The organism is Streptomyces sp. NPDC002825, assembly GCF_040295385.1.
Lineage (GTDB): Bacteria > Actinomycetota > Actinomycetes > Streptomycetales > Streptomycetaceae > Streptomyces.
This window is the reverse complement of the sequence record NZ_JBEOVH010000003.1, coordinates 353,833-377,269: the sequence shown is the minus strand read 5'-3', so window position 1 is coordinate 377,269 and position 23,437 is coordinate 353,833. Positions and strand designations below refer to the sequence as shown.

Annotated in this window: 21 protein-coding genes; 15 read left to right on the top strand and 6 right to left on the bottom strand. The window is 71.5% G+C overall.

The window, feature by feature from the left end; genetic code table 11:
• Positions 1 to 17: 17 nt before the first annotated feature.
• From ABT041_RS06395 to ABT041_RS06370, 6 genes are all read left to right on the top strand, one after another.
• A complete protein-coding gene (locus tag ABT041_RS06395; protein ID WP_351179867.1) occupies positions 18 to 1,376 on the top strand; it encodes an aminotransferase class V-fold PLP-dependent enzyme in 1,359 nt (452 codons plus the stop codon).
• A complete protein-coding gene (locus ABT041_RS06390; RefSeq protein ID WP_351179863.1) occupies positions 1,361 to 2,695 on the top strand; it encodes an ABC transporter substrate-binding protein in 1,335 nt (444 codons plus the stop codon). The genes ABT041_RS06395 and ABT041_RS06390 overlap by 16 nt, the downstream gene beginning before the upstream one ends.
• 197 nt (positions 2,696 to 2,892) lie before the next feature.
• Entirely contained in the window at positions 2,893 to 3,816 is a 924-nt protein-coding gene (locus tag ABT041_RS06385; protein ID WP_351179860.1) for a carbohydrate ABC transporter permease, read from the top strand.
• Complete coding sequence (locus ABT041_RS06380) at positions 3,813 to 4,628, top strand: carbohydrate ABC transporter permease (RefSeq protein WP_351179857.1); 816 nt, start codon at positions 3,813 to 3,815, stop codon at positions 4,626 to 4,628. Before ABT041_RS06385 ends, ABT041_RS06380 begins: the two co-directional genes overlap by 4 nt.
• A gap of 4 nt (positions 4,629 to 4,632) precedes the next feature.
• A complete protein-coding gene (locus ABT041_RS06375) occupies positions 4,633 to 6,582 on the top strand; it encodes a glycoside hydrolase family 36 protein (protein ID WP_351179854.1) in 1,950 nt (649 codons plus the stop codon).
• A gap of 78 nt (positions 6,583 to 6,660) precedes the next feature.
• Positions 6,661 to 7,689 (top strand): LacI family DNA-binding transcriptional regulator, encoded by a 1,029-nt coding sequence (locus ABT041_RS06370; protein WP_351179851.1) that lies wholly within the window; start codon positions 6,661 to 6,663, stop codon positions 7,687 to 7,689.
• A gap of 33 nt (positions 7,690 to 7,722) precedes the next feature.
• Here ABT041_RS06370 and ABT041_RS06365 read toward each other — a convergent pair whose 3' ends face one another.
• On the bottom strand, positions 7,723 to 8,010 hold the full coding sequence (locus ABT041_RS06365) for a hypothetical protein (RefSeq protein ID WP_351179848.1): 288 nt from the start codon (positions 8,008 to 8,010) through the stop codon (positions 7,723 to 7,725).
• 743 nt (positions 8,011 to 8,753) lie between these two features.
• Between ABT041_RS06365 and ABT041_RS06360 the strand changes: the two genes are divergently transcribed.
• From ABT041_RS06360 to ABT041_RS06345, 4 genes are all read left to right on the top strand, one after another.
• A complete protein-coding gene (locus ABT041_RS06360; RefSeq protein WP_351179845.1) occupies positions 8,754 to 9,977 on the top strand; it encodes an arginine deiminase in 1,224 nt (407 codons plus the stop codon).
• A 61-nt stretch (positions 9,978 to 10,038) separates the two neighbouring features.
• Positions 10,039 to 11,040, top strand: coding sequence for an ornithine carbamoyltransferase (gene argF, locus ABT041_RS06355; RefSeq protein ID WP_351179842.1), 1,002 nt, complete (start codon positions 10,039 to 10,041; stop codon positions 11,038 to 11,040).
• Positions 11,041 to 11,072: 32 nt separating this feature from the next.
• The gene (gene arcC / locus ABT041_RS06350; protein WP_351179839.1) at positions 11,073 to 12,026 is read left to right on the top strand and encodes a carbamate kinase; all 954 of its coding nucleotides are present in this window, start codon (positions 11,073 to 11,075) and stop codon (positions 12,024 to 12,026) included.
• Positions 12,023 to 13,555, top strand: coding sequence for a YfcC family protein (locus ABT041_RS06345; RefSeq protein ID WP_351179836.1), 1,533 nt, complete (start codon positions 12,023 to 12,025; stop codon positions 13,553 to 13,555). The genes arcC and ABT041_RS06345 overlap by 4 nt, the downstream gene beginning before the upstream one ends.
• A 620-nt stretch (positions 13,556 to 14,175) precedes the next feature.
• On the opposite strand, the gene ABT041_RS06340 is transcribed toward ABT041_RS06345, so the two are convergent.
• The 3 genes from ABT041_RS06340 to ABT041_RS06330 form a co-directional block, all read right to left on the bottom strand.
• Entirely contained in the window at positions 14,176 to 14,319 is a 144-nt protein-coding gene (locus ABT041_RS06340) for a hypothetical protein (RefSeq protein WP_351179834.1), read from the bottom strand.
• 161 nt (positions 14,320 to 14,480) lie between these two features.
• Complete coding sequence (locus ABT041_RS06335; RefSeq protein WP_351179831.1) at positions 14,481 to 15,224, bottom strand: CBS domain-containing protein; 744 nt, start codon at positions 15,222 to 15,224, stop codon at positions 14,481 to 14,483.
• A 91-nt stretch (positions 15,225 to 15,315) separates the two neighbouring features.
• Complete coding sequence (locus ABT041_RS06330; RefSeq protein ID WP_351179828.1) at positions 15,316 to 16,326, bottom strand: alcohol dehydrogenase catalytic domain-containing protein; 1,011 nt, start codon at positions 16,324 to 16,326, stop codon at positions 15,316 to 15,318.
• A 234-nt stretch (positions 16,327 to 16,560) separates the two neighbouring features.
• On the opposite strand from ABT041_RS06330, the gene gap reads away from it, so the two are divergent.
• The 3 genes from gap to ABT041_RS06315 all read left to right on the top strand — a co-directional run bounded on the left by gap (position 16,561) and on the right by ABT041_RS06315 (position 20,178).
• A complete protein-coding gene (gene gap, locus ABT041_RS06325) occupies positions 16,561 to 17,589 on the top strand; it encodes a type I glyceraldehyde-3-phosphate dehydrogenase (RefSeq protein WP_351179825.1) in 1,029 nt (342 codons plus the stop codon).
• A 31-nt stretch (positions 17,590 to 17,620) separates the two neighbouring features.
• Positions 17,621 to 18,181 carry an Rv1733c family protein gene (locus ABT041_RS06320; RefSeq protein WP_351179822.1) on the top strand — a complete coding sequence of 187 codons (561 nt, stop codon included), beginning with the start codon at positions 17,621 to 17,623 and terminating at the stop codon, positions 18,179 to 18,181.
• A 287-nt stretch (positions 18,182 to 18,468) separates the two neighbouring features.
• Positions 18,469 to 20,178, top strand: coding sequence for a sensor histidine kinase (locus ABT041_RS06315; protein WP_502976394.1), 1,710 nt, complete (start codon positions 18,469 to 18,471; stop codon positions 20,176 to 20,178).
• Positions 20,179 to 20,256: 78 nt separating this feature from the next.
• Here the strand turns inward: ABT041_RS06315 and ABT041_RS06310 are convergent, their stop codons facing one another.
• Both ABT041_RS06310 and ABT041_RS06305 read right to left on the bottom strand, forming a co-directional pair.
• Positions 20,257 to 20,742, bottom strand: a complete 486-nt coding sequence (locus tag ABT041_RS06310) for a pyridoxamine 5'-phosphate oxidase family protein (protein WP_351179816.1) — start codon at positions 20,740 to 20,742, stop codon at positions 20,257 to 20,259.
• Positions 20,743 to 20,893: 151 nt separating this feature from the next.
• The gene (locus ABT041_RS06305) at positions 20,894 to 21,235 is read right to left on the bottom strand and encodes an STAS domain-containing protein (protein ID WP_351179814.1); all 342 of its coding nucleotides are present in this window, start codon (positions 21,233 to 21,235) and stop codon (positions 20,894 to 20,896) included.
• A 276-nt stretch (positions 21,236 to 21,511) separates the two neighbouring features.
• Between ABT041_RS06305 and ABT041_RS06300 the strand changes: the two genes are divergently transcribed.
• A complete protein-coding gene (locus ABT041_RS06300) occupies positions 21,512 to 22,225 on the top strand; it encodes a response regulator (protein WP_351179811.1) in 714 nt (237 codons plus the stop codon).
• 279 nt (positions 22,226 to 22,504) lie between these two features.
• Entirely contained in the window at positions 22,505 to 23,377 is an 873-nt protein-coding gene (locus ABT041_RS06295; protein WP_351179808.1) for a universal stress protein, read from the top strand.
• The last annotated feature ends 60 nt before the right edge of the window (positions 23,378 to 23,437 follow it).

The window sequence follows — 23,437 nt, the reverse complement described above, 5'->3', positions numbered from 1 at the left end:
TTCTTGAGGGATGCATTTTGAACGATCAAATCCGTGCGCGGGCGCCGGAGACCAGCAGGCGCGCCGCCCCCGGACCGGCCTCCCAAACGGCCACCGGTGCGGCCCTGGGGGGCGGTCCGACCGTCGGCTACCTCGACTACGCCCGCGTCGGTCCGCTCGCCCCGGAGGCGACCACCGCGCTCGCCGACGCGACCGCGCTGGCCGGTCGTTCGGGGCCCGCCGACCTCGACCGGCTCTTCGCCCTCAGCGACGCCGCCCGCGTCTCGGCGGCCCGGCTCCTTGACGCCAGGCCCCACGAGATCGCGCTCGCCCCCTCCACCAGCAACGGTCTGTTCACCGCGGCCGCCGCCCTGCGCGGGCCCGGCACCGTGCTCGTCCCTCGGGGCGAATTCCCCGCCAACGTCTACCCCTGGATCCGCTTCGCCGGCCGGGGCGGCCCCGACGTGCGTCTCGTCGAGCCGGACGGGCCGCGGCACATCTCGCCCGACCTGCTGCGCCGGCACCTCACCCCCGACGTCACCGCACTCACCGTCAGCGCAGTCGACTCGCTCACCGGTCATGTGGCGCCGCTCGCCGCCCTCAAGGAGATCCTCGGGCCGGAGCGACTGCTGGTCGTCGACGCGATCCAGGGTCTTGGGGCCGTCCCTCTCGACGTGGACGCCGCCGACGTCCTCGTCAGCGGAGGCCAGAAGTGGCTACGAGCCGGCTGGGGCGCCGCGTTCCTGCTGATCCGCGACCGGTGCGCCGAGCGACTGGGGCCAGGCCTCGGCGGCTGGGCCGGCGTCACGGACCCCTTCGCGGCGCGGCACCCGGCACCGCCACTGCCGGGCGCGGCAGCGCACCTCGCCACCAACCCGGACTTCCCGGCCGCGGCGGCCATCGGCGCCGCCGTCGACGGTCTGCTCGAACGGGGCGGCCCCGCCGCGGTCGGCACCCGCATCCGAGCCACCCTCGCCGAGTTGCTCGACCGCGCGCGGCGGGCGGGTGCCGAGGTCCTGCTGGACGGACTGGGGGAGCGGGACCGTGCCGGCATCGGCACCTTCCGACTCCCCGGCCACGACCCCCTCGCCGTCCACCAGGCACTGGAAGCGGCCGGCGTGATCACCACGCGCCGCGGCGAGTGGATCCGGCTCTCGCCGCACGTCTCCACCCCGCCCGCCGCAGCGGACCTCTTCGCCGAAGCGCTGCACGTGCTCACCCAGCGCACGAGCCACCTCCGGACCAGCAGCACGAGCACCAGCAGTACCAGCAGCACGAGCACCAGCAGTACCAGCAGCACGAGCACCAGCAGTACCAGCAGCACGAGCAGAGCCGTCAACCCCGACACCCACGCCCACACCCCCCGTAGCCAGGAGCCGACATGTCCCACCGCCTGAGCCGCCGCCAGATCCTCCACCTCGCCACCGCCTCCGCCGCCGGGTTCGGCCTGACCGCCTGCGGAGGCGGCGGTTCGGGCGCCGGCTCCGCGGGTGCCGACGGCGACAGCGGTCCCATCACCGTCTGGAGCTGGACCACCGCGGCCGAGGCCCTGCGCGGAGTCGTCCCGTCCTTCGAGCGCGACAATCCCGGTATCAAGGTCGACGTCCAGGACCTCGGCAACCCCGCCATCTGGGACAAGATCACCGTCGGTCTCGCCGCGGGCGGGAAGGGGCTCGGCGACGTCCTCCACATCGGCGTCGACTACCTGCCCGGCTACATGGAGAAGTTCCCCCAGGGCCTTGCCGACCTGTCGAAGCTCGGCGCCGACAAGCACAAGGACGCCTTCGTCGAGGGCCTGTGGCCGACCGTCATAGGCAAGGACAGAGCGGTCCACGCCCTGCCCTGGGAGGTCAACCCCCTCGGGCTCTTCTACCGGAGCGACTACTTCGAGAAGGCAGACGTCGACCCCGCCTCGATCACCAGCTGGGACGACCTGATTGCCGCAGGACCGAAGATCCGCGCCGCCACCGGCGCGCAGCTGATCGGCCTCGACAAGCCCGGCACCACCCAGGACATGGACTTCTTCCAGAACCTGATGCAGCTCCAGGGAGCCTTCTACTTCGACCACGAGGGCAAGGTCACCCTCGCCTCCCCGGAGGCGATCCAGGCCCTCACCGTCATCAAGCGGATCAACGACGCCGGACTCATGGCCGACACCGCCGGCACGGGCACCGGGAAGCGCCTGCTGAGCCAGGGGAAGCTCGCCACCGCCCCGTACCCGGCCTGGGCCATCGAGTACCTCGCCACCAAGTTCCCGGCACAGAGCGGGAAGTGGCGTGTCATGCAGCCGCCCGCCGCCGTGCCCGGTGGCAAGCGCAGCGCCATCGTGAACTCCACCTATCTGACCGTCTCCGCGACGAGCCCGCGCCGCAAGGCCGCCTGGCGTTTCATCGAGTACGCCCTCACCAAGCCGGCCGAGATCAACCGCATGTTCGCCTCCGGCGGTGTCTTCCCCGCCCTCAAGGCGGCTTACGAGGACCCGAAGTTCAGCGCGCCGAACCCCTTCTACGGCGGCCAGAAGGTGCTGCGCTCCTTCGTCGACTCGCTCGCCTCCGGGTCGGACGCGACCAACTTCACCGGCGACTACAGCCGTGCCCTGAAGCTCGCGAGCGACGCCCAGAGCCAGGTCCTCGTCAAGGGTGCCGACCCCGCCGAGGCCCTGAAGGCCGCGGCGAAGCAGCTCGCCCAGCAGACCGGCCGGCAGCAGGCGGCCTGACCATGTCCCTCGCACCTCCCGACCGAGCCCCCGACAGCGGGGCCGCGGCCACCGGAGGGGCCGGTGCCGGCACCGGCCCCTCGGGCCCCGCAAGCGTTCGTGACGACGCAGCCCGCGACAGCGCGACCTCCCGCGACGGCGTGCCTTCGCGTACCAGCGCGACTCCGCGTACCAGCGCGACTTCCCGTGAAGAGGCGATGCCCGGGAGCGAAGCGGCCGCCCACCCCGCCCGCCGCCCGAGCGCCGGCCCCGCCCGCCGCGGACTGCTGACCCGGAGATCCTTCCCGTACCTCCTGATCATGCCCGCCGTCCTGGGCTTCGCCGTCTTCAAGGCGTACCCCATCGCCGCGTCGTTCTGGATCAGTCTCACCACCGGAAACGGCGATGCCACCCAGTTCTCCGGACTCGCCAACTACCGGCGGCTCGTGGCCGATCCGCTGTTCTGGACCGCGCTCCAGAACACCGCGCTCATCCTGGTCGTCCAGGTGCCGCTGATGCTGGGCCTCGCCCTGCTCGTCGCGCTCGGCCTCAACTCCACCAAGGTGTGGTTGCGGCCCCTCTGGCGGCTCGGCGTCTTCGTCCCGTCCCTGACCGGCCTGGTCGCGGCGGGCGTGATGTTCTCCGTGATCCTCAACCGCGACGCCGGCCTCATGAACTGGGTGCTCTCGCTCGTCGGCGTCGACCCGGTGAACTGGCTCGGCACCCCCTTCTGGGCCCGCGTCGGCGTCGTCCTCGTCATCACCTGGCACTACACCGGCTACAACGCGGTGATGTACCTCGCCGCACTCCAGGGAATCCCCAAGGAGTTGTACGAAGCGGCCATGGTCGACGGCGCGGGCCCCGTCCGCCGCTTCTTCGCCATCACGCTGCCCCAGATGCGGCCGATCCTGCTCCTCACCGTCGTGCTCTCCACGATCGGCACCCTGCAGCTCTTCGACGAGCCGTACGTCCTGACCGGCGGCGGCCCCGACAACTCCACCCTCACGGTCACCATGTACCTCTACAACAACGGCTTCAAGTACTTCGACTTCGGCTACGCCTCGGCCCTCGCCTACGCACTCGCGCTGATCGTCTCCGTCCTCGGGATCCTGCAGGTCCGCCTGATGGGAGAGCGCCGATGAAGATGCGCGGCCCCCTCCTCACCGTTCTGCTCGCGGGCGCCTTCGGGCTCTGCGTCGGCCCGTTCTACTGGCTCGCGATCGCCGCCACCCAGGACGACAAGGACGTGTTCTCCTGGCCGCCGAAGCTGCTGCCGGGCGGCCACCTCCTCGACAACCTCCAGGGGCTCCAGGAGTCCGTCGGCCTCGCCCGTGTCCTACTCAACACCTTCGTGGTGGCCGGCGTCCAGACCGTCGGGGCCGTCGTCGTCTCGGTCCTCGCCGGCTACGCCTTCGCCAAGTTCGACTTCCGCGGGCGCAACCTGTTCTTCGTCCTGCTGCTCAGCACCCTGGTCATCCCCGACACGGTGATGCTCATCCCGATCTTCCAGATGATGATGGAACTGGGCCTGATCGACACCTACCAGTCCATCATCCTGCCCGGTCTCGTCACCCCGTTCGGCATCTTCCTGATGCGGCAGGCACTGCGCTCCATGCCCGACGAACTCCTCGACGCCGCCCGCGTCGACGGCGCCGGCGAACTGCGGGTGCTGTGGCGGATCGTCGTCCCGGTCAACCGCCCGATCATCGCTGCCCTGGCCCTGTTCGTCTTCCTCGGCGGCTGGAACCAGTTCGTCTGGCCGCTGATCGCGCTGCGCAGCCCGGAGATGTACACGCTCCCGGTGGCCACGGCCACCCTCCAGGGCCTCTCGACCACGAACTACGCGCAGCTCCTGCTGGCCAGCGCCATCGCCGCCCTCCCCGTGATGGGCCTCTTCCTCGTCCTGCAACGCCAGTTCATCTCCGGCCTCCTGGCCGGGGCGACCAAGGAGTGACCCCGTGACCACCGCACCGGACCCGACCGGACCTGACGCCAACACCCCGGACGCCCCCGCCGCCATCGCCTCGGACACGCGCGCCTCGGACACGCCCACCGAGCAGCCCGTCCCCGCCTGGCGCCCCAACCCCGGAAGCAGCTCGGCCACCACTGGCACTCCCGCCACCGCCCCCCGAACCGTCGTCCACCGCTCCCTCCCCACCCGCCTGCTCCACTCCACCGGCACCCCGCTCACCGTCCACCTCACCGCCCTCGGCAGCGACCAGTGGCAGTCGACCGTCACCGAGGTCACCGACGGCGTCGTCCTGATCGAGGTCCGGGCGGCGGAGGCGGTCACCGTCCGCGCGGAATGGCGCGTCCCCTGCGTCGGAGCCACCGCCTACTGGACCCCCGACACCAACGCCAGCCGCTGGCTCCCGCCCTCCTGGATCGCCCCGCGAACGGTCTCGCTCGCCCTGGGCGCCCCCGTCGCCAGCCTCGTCGGCACCGACGACCGCGCCCTGTGCACCGCCGCGGCGGGCGAGACGGCCGCGCCCGTGCGCGTCGGCGCCGGCGTGGTGGAGGAGAGCGGCGAGTTCGCCTTCACCGTCGAGCAGGAACTCACCCCTGCCGGGCCGCCGTTGCGCGTACGGATCGACCTCACCGGCCGGCACTTCGCCACCACCGTCCGGGCCGTCGCCGACTGGTGGGCCGAGGGGGCCGCGGGCCACCCCGGCATCGCCCCCGCCGCACGGATGCCCGCCTACTCCACCTGGTACAGCCTCCACCAGAACGTCGACACCGCCACCGTCGAACGCCACGCGGCCCTGGCCGCGGCCATCGGCTGCGAGAGCATCATCGTCGACGACGGCTGGCAGACCTCCGACCGTACGCGCGGCTACGGCCACTGCGGCGACTGGGATCCCAACCCGAGCGCCTTCCCCGACCTCGCCGCCCACGTTGCCGAAGTCCACCGTCTCGGCCTCTCCTACCTCCTCTGGTACGCGCTGCCGTTCATCGGCCGTCACAACGACGCCTGGGACCACTTCAAGGGCCTGATCCTGCGGGAGGAGCCCCAACTGGACGCGGCCGTGCTCGACCCCCGCCACCCGGAGGTGCGCGCCTACCTGATCGACAAGGTCTCCCGCGCCGTCGAGGAGTGGGGGATGGACGGCGTGAAGATCGACTTCGTCGACCGCTTCGCCGTCACCGACCCCCCGCCCGCACCGGCCGGCGCCGACCACGCCGAGGTCCACGACGGCGTACGGCGGCTCGTCGCCGACCTCGACGCCCGGCTGCGCCGTACCCGGCCCGACGTGATCATCGAGCACCGTCAGCCGTACGTCAGCCCCGGCCTCTGGCCGTACGCCACCATGGTCCGCGCCACCGACTGCCCGCTCAGCCCCGCCGAGAACCGCCAGCGCACCGTCGACTGCCGCCTCACCGCGGGCCCGCTCGCCGTCCACGCCGACATGATCATGTGGCACTCCGCCGAGACACCGGAAGCGGTGGCCGTCCACCTCGTCAACGCCCTGTTCTCGGTCCCGCAGATCTCCGTGGACCTCGGCACCCAGACCGAGGACCAGCTGTCGACCCTGCGCTTCTGGCTGGGCGTCTTCCGCCGCCACGCCGACGTCCTCCAGCAAGGCACCCTGGAACCCGAGCGCCCCGACCTCGGCTACCCGCTGGTCCGCGCCCACGACGCCCGTACGACGGTGATCGCGCGCTACGCACCGCTGCCGGTCACCCTGCCGCCCCGACAGCCGCTGATCACCCCGCAGACCGTCCTCGTGGCCAACGCGGACAGCGACGCCGTCGTCCTGATCGGCGTCACCGAGCCCGAACAAGCCCTCGCCCTCGTCCAGGACTGCCGTGGTGAGATCCTGTCCGAGACCGTCCTCGACCTCGTCGCCGGCGTGAACCCGGTGCACGTGCCGACGGGCGGCCTGCTCACCCTGACCCGCGAGGACTGAACGGGACGACGGACGGTGGGTCGGGGCGGCCGTACACCGCCCCGACCCACCGCCCACAGCCACAGCCACAGAGGAACGATGACCGCTCAACAGGTGACCATCGAGGACGTCGCACGGACGGCGGGAGTTTCCCGCCAGACCGTCTCGAACGCCCTCAACGCCCCCCACCGGCTGCGCGCGACCACGCTCGCCAGGGTCACCGCCGCCATCGAGGAGCTCGGCTACCAGCCGGACCAGTCCGCTCGCAGCCTGCGCACCGGCACCCGCAAGGTCATCGGCTACCCCGCACCCGCCGACAACCCCGCCGACCCGAACCCCCTGATGGGCGGCTTCCTCCAGGCGCTCGTCAGCGCCGCCGACGCCGTGGGCCACCGTGTCCTGCTGTTCCGCTGCGACCCCCAGCAGGGCTCCGGGGCGGTCGCCAAGTCCTTCAACGGACTGATCGCCGCCCGCCAGATCGACGGCTTCGTCCTCTCCGACGTCGTCCACGACGACCCCCGGGTCGACGTGCTCACCGAGGCGGGGTTCCCGTTCGTCGCCTTCGGCCGTACGGCACCCGGGCGCCCGCAGAACTGGGTCGACATCGACTCCGCCGCGGCCACCGCCGACCTGGTCCACACGCTGCTCGGCCAGGGGCACCGCCGGATCTGTTACGTCAACTCCGCAGCGTCCTTGCCCTGGCTCGCCGACCGCAGGGCCGGCCTGCTCCAGGCCGCGGCGGCCGCCCCCGACGGAGCCTTCGAGGTCAGCGTCCCCGAAGACGACCCGGCCGCGCTCTCCCAGGCGATCCAGCGGCTGCTGGTCGGCCCCGCCCGCCCGACGGCCCTGGTCTGCGCGAGCGACTGGCTCGCTCTGACCGCATATCAGGCCGTCCGAGCGGCCGGCCTCACCGTGGGCGCCGACGTCGCCGTCACCGGCTTCAACGACATGCCCCTGTGCACCCTGCTCCAGCCCGCCCTCACCAGCGTCCGGCTGCCCCTGGCCACGATCGCGCACGCGCTCGTCGACCGTCTGATCACCGTGGTCGAGGGCACCACCCCCACGCCGACGACCGGACTCCTGCTCCCGGCGGAGACGGTCATGCGGGACAGCACGCCGAGCAGGTAGCGAGGCGCCGGTCGTGGTGTGCGGTTCCGGCTCTCAGACGTGCTCGGTGGTACCGAGCCGCCGTCGGTGGTCGGTGTTGACCTTGTCGAGGGCGGGCAGGAGGTCGCTGCGGTCGCATTCGGTGAGGTGCGCGGACGGCGGGATGTCGGTGGTCTGGCCGATGCGACGAGCGGGGTGGGGGAGCAGCGCCCGGGCGGTCTCGTCATTCGGGCCGTGCAGGTAGGACCAGTTCCAGAAGGTGCGGGCGTCGGGCCGCTGCGTACTGCCGAGCGCGACGGCCTTGATCCCTTCGGCGCACAGCTCGCCGACGTATGACTCCACCTGCGCGGCGTCGGCGTCGGTGAGGCGGAAGGGGGGGAACTGGCCGGTGTACGCCCCCGGGGCGGCGGGGTGAGCAGGTGCAGCCCGTCGACACCGCTGGGGGCGGTGGTGAGGGCGTCGTAGGTGGGACGGCGGCGGGCGAGACGCTCGGGGAGCCGGTCGATCATGGAGTGGGCGAGCGCGGCGCGGATCTCGTCCATCCGTCAGGCGAGGTGGGGGTGGTCGCGGTCGCTGACCGGGGGCGGCTCGTCGGGGAAGTGGCGTGCCATGCGGCCCTCGTAGCCGCCGCAGTGGACCACGGCTTCCTGGCGAGGGCCTCGGCATCGTCGGTGACGAGGTAGCCGCCCGGTCTCGATCAGCTGCCGCAGGTGGGCGATGTCGAGGGCGCGCCGAAGGGAAAACGACCGTCATTGACCGTCGGCTCACACCCGCCTGGCACAACAGAGCCCCCACCCGGAGCCCCCAGCACGAGGGCGCCTGACCGCCGGGTACGCGCCGCCACCGCACATGCCACCCGGCCGTCGGCCGGCAGGGCCGAAGGGCCCTTCGAACCGACCGAACGGGTCCGCCGAGAGGGGTTCCGATCGGCCCGCCACCAGGGACTGTCGCGGCGGGGACCCAAGGGGACGCCGGTGACAGGGTTCAAGTGCACCCCCGGGGCGCCCCCAGCGGACGCCCGGCCGACCGCACATCCGCGTGCGGCGGCGCCCGTTGGGCGCACCTTCGTTCTCTCGGGAGATCTCATGGCCTTTCACGTCGACTCCGAGACCGGCCGACTGAAGCAGGTCATCCTGCACCGGCCGGACCTGGAACTGCAACGCCTCACACCCACCAACAAGGACGCGCTCCTCTTCGACGACGTGCTGTGGGTCAAGCGTGCCCGTGAGGAGCACGACGCCTTCGCCGACGTCCTGCGGGACCGGGGGGTTCGCGTGCATCTCCTGGCGGACCTGCTCACCGACACGCTCTCCGTGATCGACGCGCGACAACTCGTCCTGGAACGGGTCTTCGACGAGCGGGAGTTCGGTGTCCTCGGAACGGACCGGCTTCGCGCGTACTTCGACTCCCTGGAACCGGCGGCACTGACCGCCTGCCTGATCGGTGGCGTCACCAAGGATGAGCTGCTCGACCGCATGGGCCCGGTTCCGAGCGTCCGACTGCATGCCATGGCGCCCGACGACTTCCTCCTCGCGCCCCTGCCCAACCATCTCTTCACCCGGGACACATCGTGCTGGGTGTACGACGGTGTCAGCGTCAACCCGATGAACAAGCGGGCACGACGCCGTGAAACGGTCCACTTCGAAGCCGTCTACCGGTACCACCCCCTGTTCGAGAAGGGGGAGTTCCACCAGTGGACCGATGGGCAGGAGGCATACCCCGCCACCATCGAGGGCGGCGACGTCCTGGTCATCGGCAACGGGGCGGTGCTCGTCGGCATGAGCGAGCGCACCACGCCACAGGCCGTGGAGAATCTCGCCCTGCGCATGTTCGCGTCGGGCTCCGCCCGGCGGGTGGTGGCCGTCAGCCTGCCGAAGAGCCGCAGCTTCATGCACCTCGACACCGTCATGACCATGGTCAGCGGTGACACCTTCACCCGCTACGCGGGTCTCGGCCTGCTGCCCGCCTCCACGATCGAACCCGGCGCCGGAGGGCAGGGACTGAAGGTCACCGACCACGCCCCCGGCTCCATGGACCAGGCGATAGCCGATGCCCTGGACCTGCCCTCCGTCAACGTCCTCACGCCCAGCCAGGACATCCGGTCCGCCGAGCGGGAGCAGTGGGACGACGGCTGCAACGTGCTTGCCGTGGAACCCGGTGTGGTCGTCGCCTACGAGCGCAACGTGACCACCAACACCTACCTGCGCAAGAGCGGCATCGAGGTCATCACCATACGGGGCAGCGAACTCGGCCGCGGTCGTGGCGGCCCGCGGTGCATGACCTGTCCCATCGAGCGCGAGGCCGCCTGACCGCACACCGAGCCCGTCACCCGTCCGTCCCGTACACCTGTAGGGGTCAAGGAGCCCGACCATGCCTGTCGACCTGCACCACCGTCCGTTTCTGAAGGAACTCGACTTCACTCCTCAGGAGTTCCGCCACCTGCTGGACCTCTCCGCCTCCGTGAAAGCCGCCCACCGTGAGGGGCGCGAGAAGCAGCGGCTGCTCGGCAAGAACATCGCCGTCATCTTCGAGAAGACCTCGACGAGGACCCGGTGCGCCTTCGAGGTGGCCGCTCACCAGCAAGGCGCGCACGTGACCTACCTCGACCCGGCCGGCTCGCAGCTCGGGCACAAGGAGTCCATCAAGGACACCGCCCGCGTCCTCGGCCGCTACTACGACGGGATCGAATTCCGGGGCAGCGACCAGAGCCTGGTGGAGGAGCTGGCCCAGTACGCCGGCGTTCCGGTCTGGAACGGGCTGACGGACCAGTGGCACCCCACCCAGTCCCTCGCCGACGTGCTCACCATGGAAGAGCACAGCGACAAGCCCCTGAACCAGGTGTCCTTCGCCTACCTGGGCGATGCCAGGAACAACGTCGGCAACTCACTGCTGATCACCGCGGCGATGCTCGGCATGGACATACGCATGGTCGGCCCGCGTTCCCTGCGCAACGCCCCCGGCATCGTCGAGGAGGCGCGGCGAGCGGCCGCCCGCAGCGGTGCGCGGATCACCCTGACCGAGGACGTCGCGGAAGGCGTCGCCGGAGTCGACTTCCTCTACACCGACGTATGGCTTTCCATGGGAGAGCCGCCGGAGATGTGGGACGCGCGCGTCACCCTGCTCAAGCCGTACCAGGTGACCGCGAAGACGCTGCACGCCACGGGCAACCCAAAGGTCAAGTTCATGCACTGCCTTCCGGCCTTCCACAACAGCGACACCACCGTCGGCGCCAGGATCGCCGCGCGGACCGGCATGACCGCGTTGGAGGTCACCGACGAGGTCTTCGAGTCCTCTCACTCCATCGTGTTCGACCAGGCCGAGAACCGGCTCCACACCATCAAGGCGGTTCTCGTCGCCACCCTCGGCGACTGAGCCGGCAGCCCGTCGAACCTGGAGATTCCACCATGCGTGTAGTCGTCGCCCTGGGCGGCAACGCCCTGCTGCGCCGCGAGGAGCGGCCGGACGCCGCCGTACAGCTCACCAACATCCGCGCCGCCGTGTCCGCCCTCGCGCCCCTCGCGCACGAGCACGAACTCGTCATCACCCACGGGAACGGCCCGCAGGTCGGCGTGCTCGCCCTGCAGAGCGCCGCCGACCACTCCCTCAGCAGTCCCTACCCCTTCGACGTCCTCGGGGCGGAGACCCAGGGCATGATCGGCTACTGGCTGCTCCAGTCGCTGCAGAACGCCCTGCCCGGGCGCCAGGTCTGTGCCCTGCTGAACCAGACCCTCGTCTCCGCGGCCGACCCCGCCTTTGCCGACCCGGCCAAGTTCGTGGGCCCCGTCTACGGCCGGGCCGAAGCCGAGCGACTGGCCGCCGAACGAGGCTGGACCGTCAAGCAGGACGGCACCCGCTGGCGGCGCGTCGTGCCTTCCCCCCGCCCGCAACGCGTCGTGGAGACCCGGCTGATCCGGCTGCTGTTGGCCTCGGGAGCGGTGGCCGTGTGCGCCGGAGGCGGCGGCGTGCCGGTGATCCGCGACGAACAAGGGCAGCTGACCGGTGTCGAAGCCGTGGTGGACAAGGACCTCACCGCCGCTCTCCTGGCCGAGGCGCTGGACGCCGACGCTCTCCTGCTGCTCACCGACGTTCCCCATGTCTCGGTCGGCTACGGCACCCCCGACGCCGAGCCCATCGGACGGACCACGCCCGCGGCCCTGCGAGCCCTCCGGTTCCCGGCCGGATCCATGGGGCCGAAGGTCGACGCCGTGTGCCGGTTCGTCGAACTCACGGGCGGCATGGCGGCCATCGGCGCCCTGGAGGACGCCCGCGCCATCCTCGACGGTGCCACCGGGACCGTCGTCACCCCCGGCGGCCGTCACCGCGAGGCCGGCCACGACGGACCCAAGGACCTGACATGACCCTCGCCAGTGCACCCACACCTCCGGAGTCGACCGGGGAGAGAACCGACTCCGACATACCCCACGGCCCCCGACGGCGGTTGCGGTTCCCGTCCGCCTTCACCGTTCTCATCGCCGTCACCGGGGCGGTCTGGGCCCTCACGTTCGTGATTCCCGCGGGCCGCTATGACATGAAGGACGGCAGCCCCGTCCCGGGCACCTACCATCCCGTGGAGCTCGCCACGGGTTTCTGGGACCGGCTCAAGGACCTGTTCCTCTCACCGGTCAACGGTCTGTACGGTGTCACCGACGCCGGGACCGGCCTCACCGCGCCCGGGGGCACCGGTTCCTTCGCGGGCGCCGCCGGAGTGTTCCTCTTCATCCTGGCCGTGGGCGCCTTCATCACGGTGACGATGCGCACCGGCGCCCTCACCGCCGGCGTCGCGCGGCTCACGGGACGCCTCCATGACCACAGAATCCTGCTCCTCGTCGTCCTTCTGACGGTGTTCTCCCTCGGAGGGACCACCTACGGCATGGCCGAGGAGACCCTCGGCTTCTACGGGCTCATGATCCCCCTGATGCTGGGCCTGGGATACGACCGGATGGTCGCCGCGACGGTCATCATGGTCGGCGCCGGGGTCGGAACCCTCGCCTCGACCATCAACCCCTTCGCCACCGGAGTGGCGTCCGACAGCGCCGGCATAGGCACGGGAGAGGGCATCGTCCTGCGCCTGCTGATGTGGTTCTGCCTGACCGCGCTGGCCGCCGCGTACGTCGTGCGCTACGCCCGGCGCATCACCGAGGACCCCTCGCGGTCGCTGACGCCACTCACCGAGGACGACCGCCTCGTCAAGAACGAGGGCGACGAGACAGCTGAGCTCACGGGCCGTCAGCGCACCGTCCTGTGCCTGTTCGCTGCCACCTTCCTCTTCATGATCTTCGCGGTGGTCCCCTGGTCCGATCTGCACGTCACCTTCGTGCCCACGCTCGGGTGGTACTTCCCCGAACTCGCCGCCCTGTTCATCGTCGCGGCGATCCTCGTCGGGCTGGTCGGCGGCTTGGGAGAGACGGGGACGATGCAGGCCGTCACCGCCGGCGCGGGCGACTTCGCCGGAGCGGCGATGATCGTCATGCTGGCGCGAGGCGTCACGGTGATCATGAACAACGCCAGTGTCACCGACACCATCCTCGACGCGCTGCAGAGCGCGCTGTCCGGCACGTCCTCCGGCGCGTTCGCCGCCCTGATGTTCGTGGTGAACCTCCCGCTGGCCTTCTTCGTCCCTTCGTCCAGCGGCCACGCGGCCCTCGCCATGCCCATCCTCGCTCCGCTGGCGGATTTCGCCGGGGTGAGCCGGGCCCTGGTGGTGACCGCGTACCAGTCGGCTTCCGGATGGGTGAACCTCATCACGCCCACGTCGGCCGTCATCATGGGCGGCCTGGCCCTCGCCAAGGTGCGCTACGACCAGTACCTGCGCTTCATGGCGCCGCTCATGGGCGCACTGTTCGTGGCGATCGCCGGGTTCCTGGCCATCGGTGCGGCCGTGCACTGAGTCAGGTCGCGCCCGCCCACTGCTGTGCCGGAGCGACGCGGGTTTCATGGCTGTGCCGCCCGGGGCCGACAGGCCCCGGGCGGCGCCTTGTCGCTCCGCGACAGTGAGACCCCGCGGGGGCAGGGCGCCCATCAACCGCTCGAGGAGGCGGGCCCCGTGCCCGGATCGCTTGCCATCGGAGCCGTCACTCGATCCGGTACGACGTCGTGGGGCCGTCCACCGCACGACGGGACCGGCGGGGCTCCGCAGCCGCGCCCGCGTCGACGCGGTCACTGGTTCCGGGGAACTCACGTGGCCGGTCGCCGGCCGGATCACCGCGAGCCGTCGGGCGGTCGGCCCGGTGCATCGGCACCGGGTGCCGGGCGGGTTCGCCGCGGAAACCCCGGGAGCCGTGCCCCGACCCGTGCCGCTGTCCTTGAAGAAGACGAAGGGCAGGCCGGTGAGCTGGAGCCGCTGAACGGCCTCGCCCACATCGCCCGCGGTGACGGGAACCGTGCTGACGCTCAGCAGGCCCCCGATCTCCCGGTCCCGGCCCACGGGCCGAGGACCACGAGCACCGCCCGCACCGCCAGCACCGGGTGCCGGGCGGCCCGCCGGAGCGTGGGCGGCCTGAGCGAGCTTCACCGGGTGGCCAGCACCGGTTCACTCACGTGGCTGATCGCCGCGAGCACCTTCTCCCGCGCATAGGTTTCCGCACCGTCCGGAACCTGTCCTCGGATCCGTACCTGGATGCCGACTGACTGACTGGGCTTGAGACCGCTCATGGGTTCTCCTCCTTGATCGCTCTCAGCCCGTCGTCGTCGGCCCTGCCGGGGCAGAGCCATCAGGGCACGCGGCGGAGGGCCGCCCGTACCCACGACACCGCCGGGGACTCCCGGACACGTGTGAAGGCCGTTCGGTCCACCGCCGCGGACGGGCTCCGGTGTCACGGTGTCCTGTGGTCTCGCGTTCCCTCCGAGCCCGCGGAAGGCAGCAGTGGTACCCCGCCCGGTCGAGCGTGGTCGATTCCGTGCCCGTCCGCCGGCCGGTTCACCACACCGACCACTCCGTCCACCCGCCACGCCGCTCGGATCAGCGCCGATGTGTCCGCGTCGGGCCGCGGCCGGCCCGCCAGGGTGACCACACCGTCCCGGACATGGATACGCAACTGGTCGGCGCCGTGCGCCGGGACACGGACCGAGACAGCTTCGGCGACGTCCGCGCGGATCTCCTCGTCGGTGCGCAGGAAGACGCGCAGGAGGTCGCGGCGCGTGGCGATGCCGACGAGGCGGTCCTCCTCGTCCACCACGGGCAACCGGTCGATGTGACGGCGTTCCATGATGCGTGCCGCCTCGACCACGCGCTGTTCGGGATGCACGGTGACCGCCGGACTGGTCATCAGCTCGCCGGCGGTCGGGGCGCGGCTCGGGGCCGGCCGGTCCTGGGCCGTCCGCTTCACCCTCCGCAAGATCGGGTCCGGGGTGTCCTCGGGCCGGCCGCGAGCTGTCCGTTGCCTGGTGAGGTCGGTCCGGGACACCACGCCGATGACCTTGTCATCGTGGTCCACCACCGGCAGACCACTGATTCCGTGGGAGGTGAGCAGCCGTGTCAACTCCTCGAAGGAGGTGTCCGGGTGCGCCTGCACCACCTCGCCGGTCATCACCTCTCCCACCATCCGGGCAGTGACCACGGTTCTCCTCTCCAGTCGTTCGAGCGGACGCCCCGGCAGCCGCCGGAGCGATCCCCCGGACCTCTCCCCGGGGCGATGGCCCCGCAGGGCTTCACGTCTCGAAGACGATGCGTGCCTCGACCCGGCCCTCCAGCACCTCGTCGATGCACTCGTTGACGGACGACAGCGGCCGCGTCTCGTAGACCACGCGGGTACGTCCGGCGGCATGCAACTGGAACAGCTCGGCCAGGTCCTGCCGCGTACCGACGATCGAGCCGATGACGGACTTTCCGCCGAGCACGGTCGAGAAGACCGGCACCTCGACGGTGCCTTCCGCGGGAAGGGCCACCATCACCAGCTTGCCGCCACGCCGCAGACCGGCCAGCGCCGTCGCGAAGGACTCCTCGTTCACTGCCAGTGCCAGGGCCGCATGGGCTCCGCCGTAGCGCTGGAGCACCTCGGCCGGGTCCTCCTTGCGGGCGTCGATGAGGATGTCCGCGCCCAGATCGGCCGCCAGCCGGAGCTTCTCGTCGGAGACGTCGATCGCGGCCACCGTCGCACCGGCGATCTTCGCGTACTGCACGGCCAGGTGTCCCAGTCCGCCGACGCCGGAGACCGCCACGAGGTCGGCCGGTCCGACCTCCGCGACCTTCAGGGCCTTGTACGTGGTCACGCCGGCACAGGTCAGCGGAGCTGCGTCGCGCGGGTCGATGCCGTCGGGGACGGGCTGCGCGAAGTCCGCGTGGGCGAGCATCTTCTCGGCGTACCCGCCGTCGACGCCGTAACCGGTGTTGATCTGCTTCTCGCACAGCGTCTCCCAGCCGGAGAGGCAGTGCTCACAGCGCCCACAGGCCCAGCCCAGCCACGGCACCGCCACGCGCCGGCCGACCGACAGATGCGTGACGCCGTCGCCGAGCTCCTCGATGATGCCGACCCCCTCATGTCCGGGGACGAACGGAGGGACGGGCCTGACCGGCCAGTCACCGCGGGCCGCGTGGATGTCGGTATGACACAGCCCGCACGCCTCGACACGAATACGTACCTGCCCGGGGCCCGGCACGGGATCGGGACGCTCCTCGATCACCAACGGTTCTCCCAGTGCTTTCACCACTGCCGCCTTCATGGCCCGCTCCTCGCGTTCGTCTGCGCTGCCAGCCTGGACCGTGGGGAAGGCCAGGGACAGAACCGGTCAGTACCCGCACCGTGGGCCGTTCGGCCCGCCCTCTGCCGGCTGACGGTGCGCGGCAGAGGAGGGACCAACGGCCCTCTGGGCACCCCCTTGGGCCTCTGTCCCGGGGAGTGTGGGAGCCCGAGGCTGGCACCACCTGCATCGGCACCCCTCGGGAGGGCGGCGGACATGACCGCACGCATCGGAATCAACGGCTTCGGGCGCATCGGGCGTGCCTACCTGCGCTGCGTCATGCAACGCGCGGAGGCCGGTTGCGGCACCCCGGTGGAAGTGGTGGCCGTCAACGATCTCGCCTCCCCGGGGACGCTGGCCCACCTGCTCGCCTACGACTCGACCCACGGCCGGCTGGGCCGCACCATCGAGCACGACGACGACTCCATCACCGTGGACGGGCACCGCATCGTCGTCACGTCCGAGCGCGACCCGGCCGACCTGGGCTGGGGGGCCCTCGGCGTGGACGTGGTCATCGAGGCCACCGGCCGCTTCCGCACCCGGGAGGACGCCGGCCGGCACCTGACGGCGGGAGCACGCAAGGTCCTGCTCTCGGTGCCGGGCAAGGGCGTCGACGCCACCGTCGTCATGGGGGTCAACGAGTACGCCTATGACCCGCTCCGCCATGACGTGGTCTCCAACGCGTCCTGCACCACCAACTGCGTGGCTCCGATGGTGAAGGTCCTCGACGAGCGATTCGGGATCGTCGACGGACTGATGACCACCATCCACGGCTACACCAACGACCAGGTCGTGCTCGACGGACCGCACAAGGACCCGCGCCGGGGCCGTTCGGCCGCGGTGAACATCATCCCGACCAGCACCGGCGCCGCCCGCGCGGTGGGCCTGGTGCTCCCCGGACTCGCGGGCATCCTGGACGGCATCGCCGTACGCGTGCCGGTCGACGACGGCTCGCTCACCGACCTCACCCTCGTCCTGGAGCAGTCCGTGTCGGCACAGGACGTGAACGACGCGTTCCGGGAGGCCGCGGAAGGACCGCTGAAGGGAATCCTGAGGGTGAGTCACGCCCCGATCGTCTCGCGCGACATCATCGGCGACCCGGCCTCGTGCGTCGTGGACGCCCCACTCACCCAAGCGCACGGAACCCTGGTCAAGGTCTTCGGCTGGTACGACAACGAGTGGGGCTACACCAGCCGTCTCGCCGACCTCACCCAGTACGTCGCCGGCCTCCTCGACAACCGATGAGCGAACAGCGGCCGACAAGGAGGGTGAGACGGTGAGCGCCGGGAGTGTGCGACTGTGGCGGTGGCGATGCAATCCCCTGCGCCTGCGCGCCCACGCGGCCGAGGGCTGGATCATCCTGGCGCTCATCGCAGCCTGGCTCGTCGCCGCGACCCTCGGCGGCGCGGCGGCATGGGACGCCGTGCTGGAGGGCAGGGCCCAGCAGCGGACCGAGCGCCACCTGACCACGGCCACGCTGGTGGAGGACGCGGTACCGATGTTCCGCGGCAGCACGCGCGCGCGTGCCACGGCCCGGTGGACCGCCTCCGACGGCACCCCGCGGACTGCCCGTGTACCGGTGGAAGGTCGTGTGGAGCGCGGAGCGCGGGTTCCGGTGTGGACCGACGAGGACGGGGAGGTGACCTCCGTGCCGCTCGGCCCGGTCGCCGCACGGTTCGACGCCGTGGTCGCCGCGGTCGCCGTCGCCGCAGGCCTCGGCCTCGCGGCGCTCACCGTCCATCGGCTCGTCCGGCGGACGTACGAGCGGAGCCACGGCGCGCGGTGGGCCCGGGAATGGGCCAGGGTGGCCCCGGAGTGGGACCGCAGGAGCGCGTGAGCGGACGGGCGGAGACCATCGGGCCTCGCCCGGGGACCCTCGGCGCGTCGTTGTCCGCCCGCCCCGAAGCGAGGCTTCTGGTGCCGGAACGGGAGGCCACCCGCATCCAGGGACGCCTTCCCCGACACGGACGACCGGCGATCAGCGCCCCCGGATCGCCGGCCGTCCACCACCCCGCGCCTCGGCCGCTGCCATTCGAGTGACCTCCCGACGCCCCGCACGGCCGATAGGCTGAGCGGGTGATCGACAGAGGAGGCCCAGTGGGTGTGGAGGAGTCGCTTTCGCGGATGCCTCGGATGCGGCTCGACGAGCTGCTGGAGGAGCTCGAGGCACGCATCAACGCGGCTCGGGGCACCCGGGACCGGGTGCACAACCTGCTGGAGGCCGTCGTCTCGGTGGGGCGCGAGCTGGACCTCTCCCAGGCGCTGCGACGCATCGTGGAAGCCGCGGCGCTCCTGGTGGACGCCCGCTACGGAGCCCTGGGAGTGATCGGCCCGGACGGCCGGACCCTGTCGCAATTCCTCACCGTCGGGCTGTCGGAGGAGCAGATCGCGAAGATCGGCCCCCTGCCGGCAGGCCACGGCATCCTCGGCGAACTCATCCGCGACCCCCGGCCGTTGCGGCTGACCGAACTCGGCGCGCACGCGGCGTCGTACGGTTTTCCCGCCCACCATCCCCCCATGCGGACCTTCCTGGGCGTGCCCATCCGTGTGCGGGACGAGGTCTTCGGCAACCTCTATCTGACCGACAAGCGCGGTGGCCTGGACTTCGACGCCGACGACGAGTCGGTGATCGCCACACTCTCCGTCGCAGCCGGTGTCGCCATCGACAATGCGCGGCTGTACGAGGCGTCGCAGCGCCAGCAGCGGTGGCTGCGGGCGAACGCGGAGATCACCAACAGCCTGCTCTCCGGGAGCCCGCGACCGGCGGTCCTCGAGCTCATCGCCCGCCGTGCTCAGGAGATCACGGACGCAGCGCTCGCCGACGTCTTCGTGTCCGTCGTCGGTACGGACGACCTTGTCGTGGAACTGGCCGTCGGCGGGGACGGCGGCACCCGCCGCGGCCTGGTGGTCCCGGTCGTGGGCACCCTGTCCGGCGCCGCGTACAAGGCCGGCGAACCCGTGACGACGGTCGATCTCGCGGAAGACGACCGCTACGCGGCCGGCCCCTGCCGCTTCGACGGGCTCGGTCCCGCGGTCGCCGTCCCCCTGGGCACCGTCGCCGAGGGCACCCGAGGCGTCCTGTTGCTGGCCCGGCTCCACGGCGAACCCGCCTTCACCGAAGGGGAGCTGGAACCTCTCCGGGCCTTCGCCGGACAGGCCGCGCTCGCCCTGGAGCTGGCCGAACGCCGGCACGACGCCGAGCAGCTCGCGCTCCTGGAGGATCGTGACCGTATCGCCCGCGACCTGCACGACCTCGCCATTCAGCGGCTGTTCGCAACGGGTATGACCCTGCAGAGCGCCGCGCGGTTCGTGCAGCACGAGGGTGCTGCCGAACGCGTCACGCGCGCCGTCGCGGACCTCGACGAAACCATCAAGATCATCCGTTCCACGATCTTCGGTCTGCGTGCCCGCGAGGGGGACACGGGACCGAGCCTGCGGGCTCGCGCGGCCCGGGCGGTGGGTGAAGCGGCCACGACGCTCGGATTCCCGCCCCGTCTGAGCATGGAAGGGCTCCTCGACACGGACGTTCCGGCGCAGATCGCCGAACACGTCATGGCGTCCCTCACCGAGATGCTGAGCAACGCCGCCCGCCACGCCCATGCGACACGTGTCGAGGTGTCCCTGCAGGCCACCAGCGACGATGTCGTTCTCACGGTGACGGACAACGGTCGTGGCATCCCTGCCGACGGCAGACGGAGTGGCCTGAGCAACCTTGACGAGCGAGCCCGGAGCGTGGGCGGCACACTGCGGATCGAGCGTACGGACGAGTCCGGCAGCAGGCTCGTGTGGCGGGCGCCACTCACCGCGGGCCTTGTGCTGACTGACGGCCCGTGACACCGCCGTCGTAGGGCGCCGGTCGTCACCCGGGGGTCGCCCGGCCGACCCCCGGGTGACGCCGCGCTCGGACCCGCTTCACCTTTCCAGGCCGGCGCGTTCCGCCGTGAGCTGCAGGCCCGTGACCAGGTCGGGCCGGATGCGCAATACGGCGTTCATGTCGGGGTGGTCGATCCATGGACGCAGACGGGTGGCGAAGTGCGCGAGCTCGCCGGGATCGGTGACCTTGCGGGCGTACCCGGTGACCACGGCGCTCCAGCCGATGTGCGTTTCGGGATCGATGACGTCCGCCTCGTAGGCCACGACGACGCCTGCGGCATCAGTGGGCGCGACGATGGAAGCGAGCGTCGCGCCGTCGTGGAGCCGGACGATGACGTCGTCGCCGTCCATGAAGTGGTTGACGGGGCGGACGGCCGGCAGAGCGTGCTGGGTGAAGACGATGCGTCCCAGGGAGACGGTGCCGAGCAGGCGCAGCGCCTCGACGCGGTCGAGCTGTGCCATGCGCCGTGGCGCCACCACTTCACGGCGGTCGTCCACCGCCCGCTGTGTGGCTTCGTCCTTCATCGTGCCCACCTTCTGCTCCGGCTCGGCCCCGGGGCCCTACGTGCCTTCAGCCAGCGTCCCTTGGATCCGACCACCGGCAATAGGGCCGAACGGACCTCACCTGCGGGCGCACGATTCAGGCCGTCCTGGCGCGGCGCGGACTCTTCGGCGGTCAGGCGAAGGAGCAGGACAGGACGCGATCCACGCCCAGAGCACGGATGACGCGAGCGGGGAGCCGCTGGATGCCGGACAGCCTCAAGCGCACCCCGGCCGCCTGGGAGCGCTCGTGCACGCGGAGGAGGAGCGCCGCTCCGGAGCTGTCGCAGAAGGTGATGTCCGTCAGGTCGAGTGTCAGCTCGGCCTGCGCGTTCCGGGTCAGGTGGGTCAGCGTCGGCTCGATGCGTGCAGCGGTGTGGACATCGAGCTCCCCCGCCAGGGCGACGGCCACCGTGTTCCGGGCCGGCGGTGCCTCCGGCGAGCTGATCCTGGTCAGGCTGATCGTGGTCGTCGTCATGGCGGCAGCCTCTCTGCGTCCAGGAAAAGCCCGAGGTCCTGACGACCCCGGCTGTGCCGACGCATGGAGTCCACCAAGGGAGCGCCCTCGTGCGACAGGCCCGGCGGGCCCTTCCACGAGGGCCGAAGGTCCCTCCCGGCGGCACGCGTCGCAGGCGAGCCAGTCCGGACGGGCTGCGCAGGAGAGCCACCCGGCCCTGTCGTCGGTTCCGCGTGCACGGCATGATGCAGGCGCATCCGCAGTTGGCGGAACAACTCGGAGAACACGGAGTGTGCGATGACGGACAGCAGCGGCGGCCTTCTCGAGAAGGAGCCGGTCAGGGTCTTCCTCCTCGACGACCACGAGGTGGTGCGCCGTGGCGTGCGCGATCTCCTGGAAGCCGAGCCGGATCTGACCGTGGTGGGCGAGGCGGGCACGGCCGAGCAGGCGCTCGTACGGGTCCCCGCGCTGCGCCCCCGGGTCGCGGTTCTCGACGTGCGCCTGCCGGACGGGGACGGTGTGAGCGTCTGCCGGGAGCTGCGCTCGCGCATGCCCGACCTGGCGTGTCTGATGCTGACGTCGTTCGACGACGAGGAGGCGCTGCTCGACGCGATCATGGCCGGCGCGTCCGGTTACGTTCTCAAGCAGATCACCGGCACCGACCTCGTCAACGCCGTGCGCACGGTCGCCTCGGGCCAGTCCATGCTGGATCCCGGCGCCACAGCACGCGTGATGGCGCGGCTGCGCAGCGGAGCCTCCCAGGAGGAACAGCCGCAGGGCCTGCCCGGTCTGACGGACCGCGAGCGCCAGATCCTCGCCCTCGTCGGGGAAGGGCTGACCAACCGGGAGATCGGCAAGCGGCTCTACCTGGCGGAGAAGACGGTGAAGAACAACATCTCCCGGCTGCTGGCCAAGCTGGGCGTGGAGCGCCGGGTGCAGGCCGCCGTCATCGCCACCCAGGCACAGGCCGCCCAGGACGAGCGAGTCGGCTCGGCCGCTCCGAGGATCTGAGCACGGGGCTTCCCACGCCAACGGTGCAGCCCCTGCTCGGCGCCCTTCGCGGGTGCTGGGCAGGGGCTGCTTCCGCGTGCCTGCCCCGCCTTCGGGGCCGAGCCACGTTCATGTGCGGCACGACCGCGCAGGCGCACGGGTGCACCGCTCGGCCGCGACGCCGCCCCCGCCCTTGGGGCCCACAGGTCCCGCGGCAGGGACCAGTGGCCCCTCCCCAGCCTGTCGCGGGGAGACCAAGGTGGAGGTGCAATCCCGCCCCGTCCTGTCAAGGAGTCGTTCATGTCCCGCACCGTCACCGTCGGCGTCGACGGATCCCGTGAGAGCCTCGCCGCAGCGGACTGGGCCGCCGAGGAGGCGGCGCGCCGCGCGGTGCCGCTGCGACTGCTCCAGGTCTGGAGCACGGACGACGACCCGCGTACCCGCGTGGTGGACCCGGTGACGGCCCGCGGCTGGGGCGAGCGGGTGCTCGCCACGGCGGAGAGCCGACTGCGCCGGTGCCACCCGAGCCTGGACGTCGCTACGGAACAGGCCGCCGGTGACCCGGTCGAGGCCCTGTGCGCCGCCGGTGACAAGGCAGAGCTCCTGGTGCTCGGCTCCCGGGGCCTGAGCGGCCTGGCCGGCTTCTTCGCCGGGTCCGTCTCGCTGGCCGTGCTGGCCCGCACCAGGCGCCCCGTCGTGCTGGTCCGCCCCAGCGACCGCCCGACGCGCGACGAGGACGGACCGGCGGGAGAGGTCGTGGTCGGCCTTGACGTGTCCGCACCGGGCGACGAGGTCCTCGGCTTCGGCTTCGCCGAAGCCGACCGGTACGGCTGCGATCTGCGGGTGCTGCACACCTGGGCCCTTCCGGCGCTCTACGGACCTGACCTGGGCGCCACCGTGCCGCTGCTCACGTCCGAACTCGCCCAGGACGCGCGCCGGGCGCTCGACGAGGCGCTGGCCCCCTGGACGCAGAAGTACCCGGGCGTCCGCGTCGTCCGCGAATGCCACCAGGGCTGGCCGGCACGGGACCTCGCGGAGGCTTCGCGAGACGCCCGGCTGGTCGTGGTGGGTCGCAGGAACCGGCGCGCGCGCATCGGCACCCACATCGGGGCTGTCACCCACGCCGTCGTCCACCACTCCCTGGCACCCGTGGCAGTGGTGCCGCACGACTGACCGGACCGACCGCTCCTGACCACCGGGCCACAGGCCCGCCCCGCCCCCGGGGGACCCGAA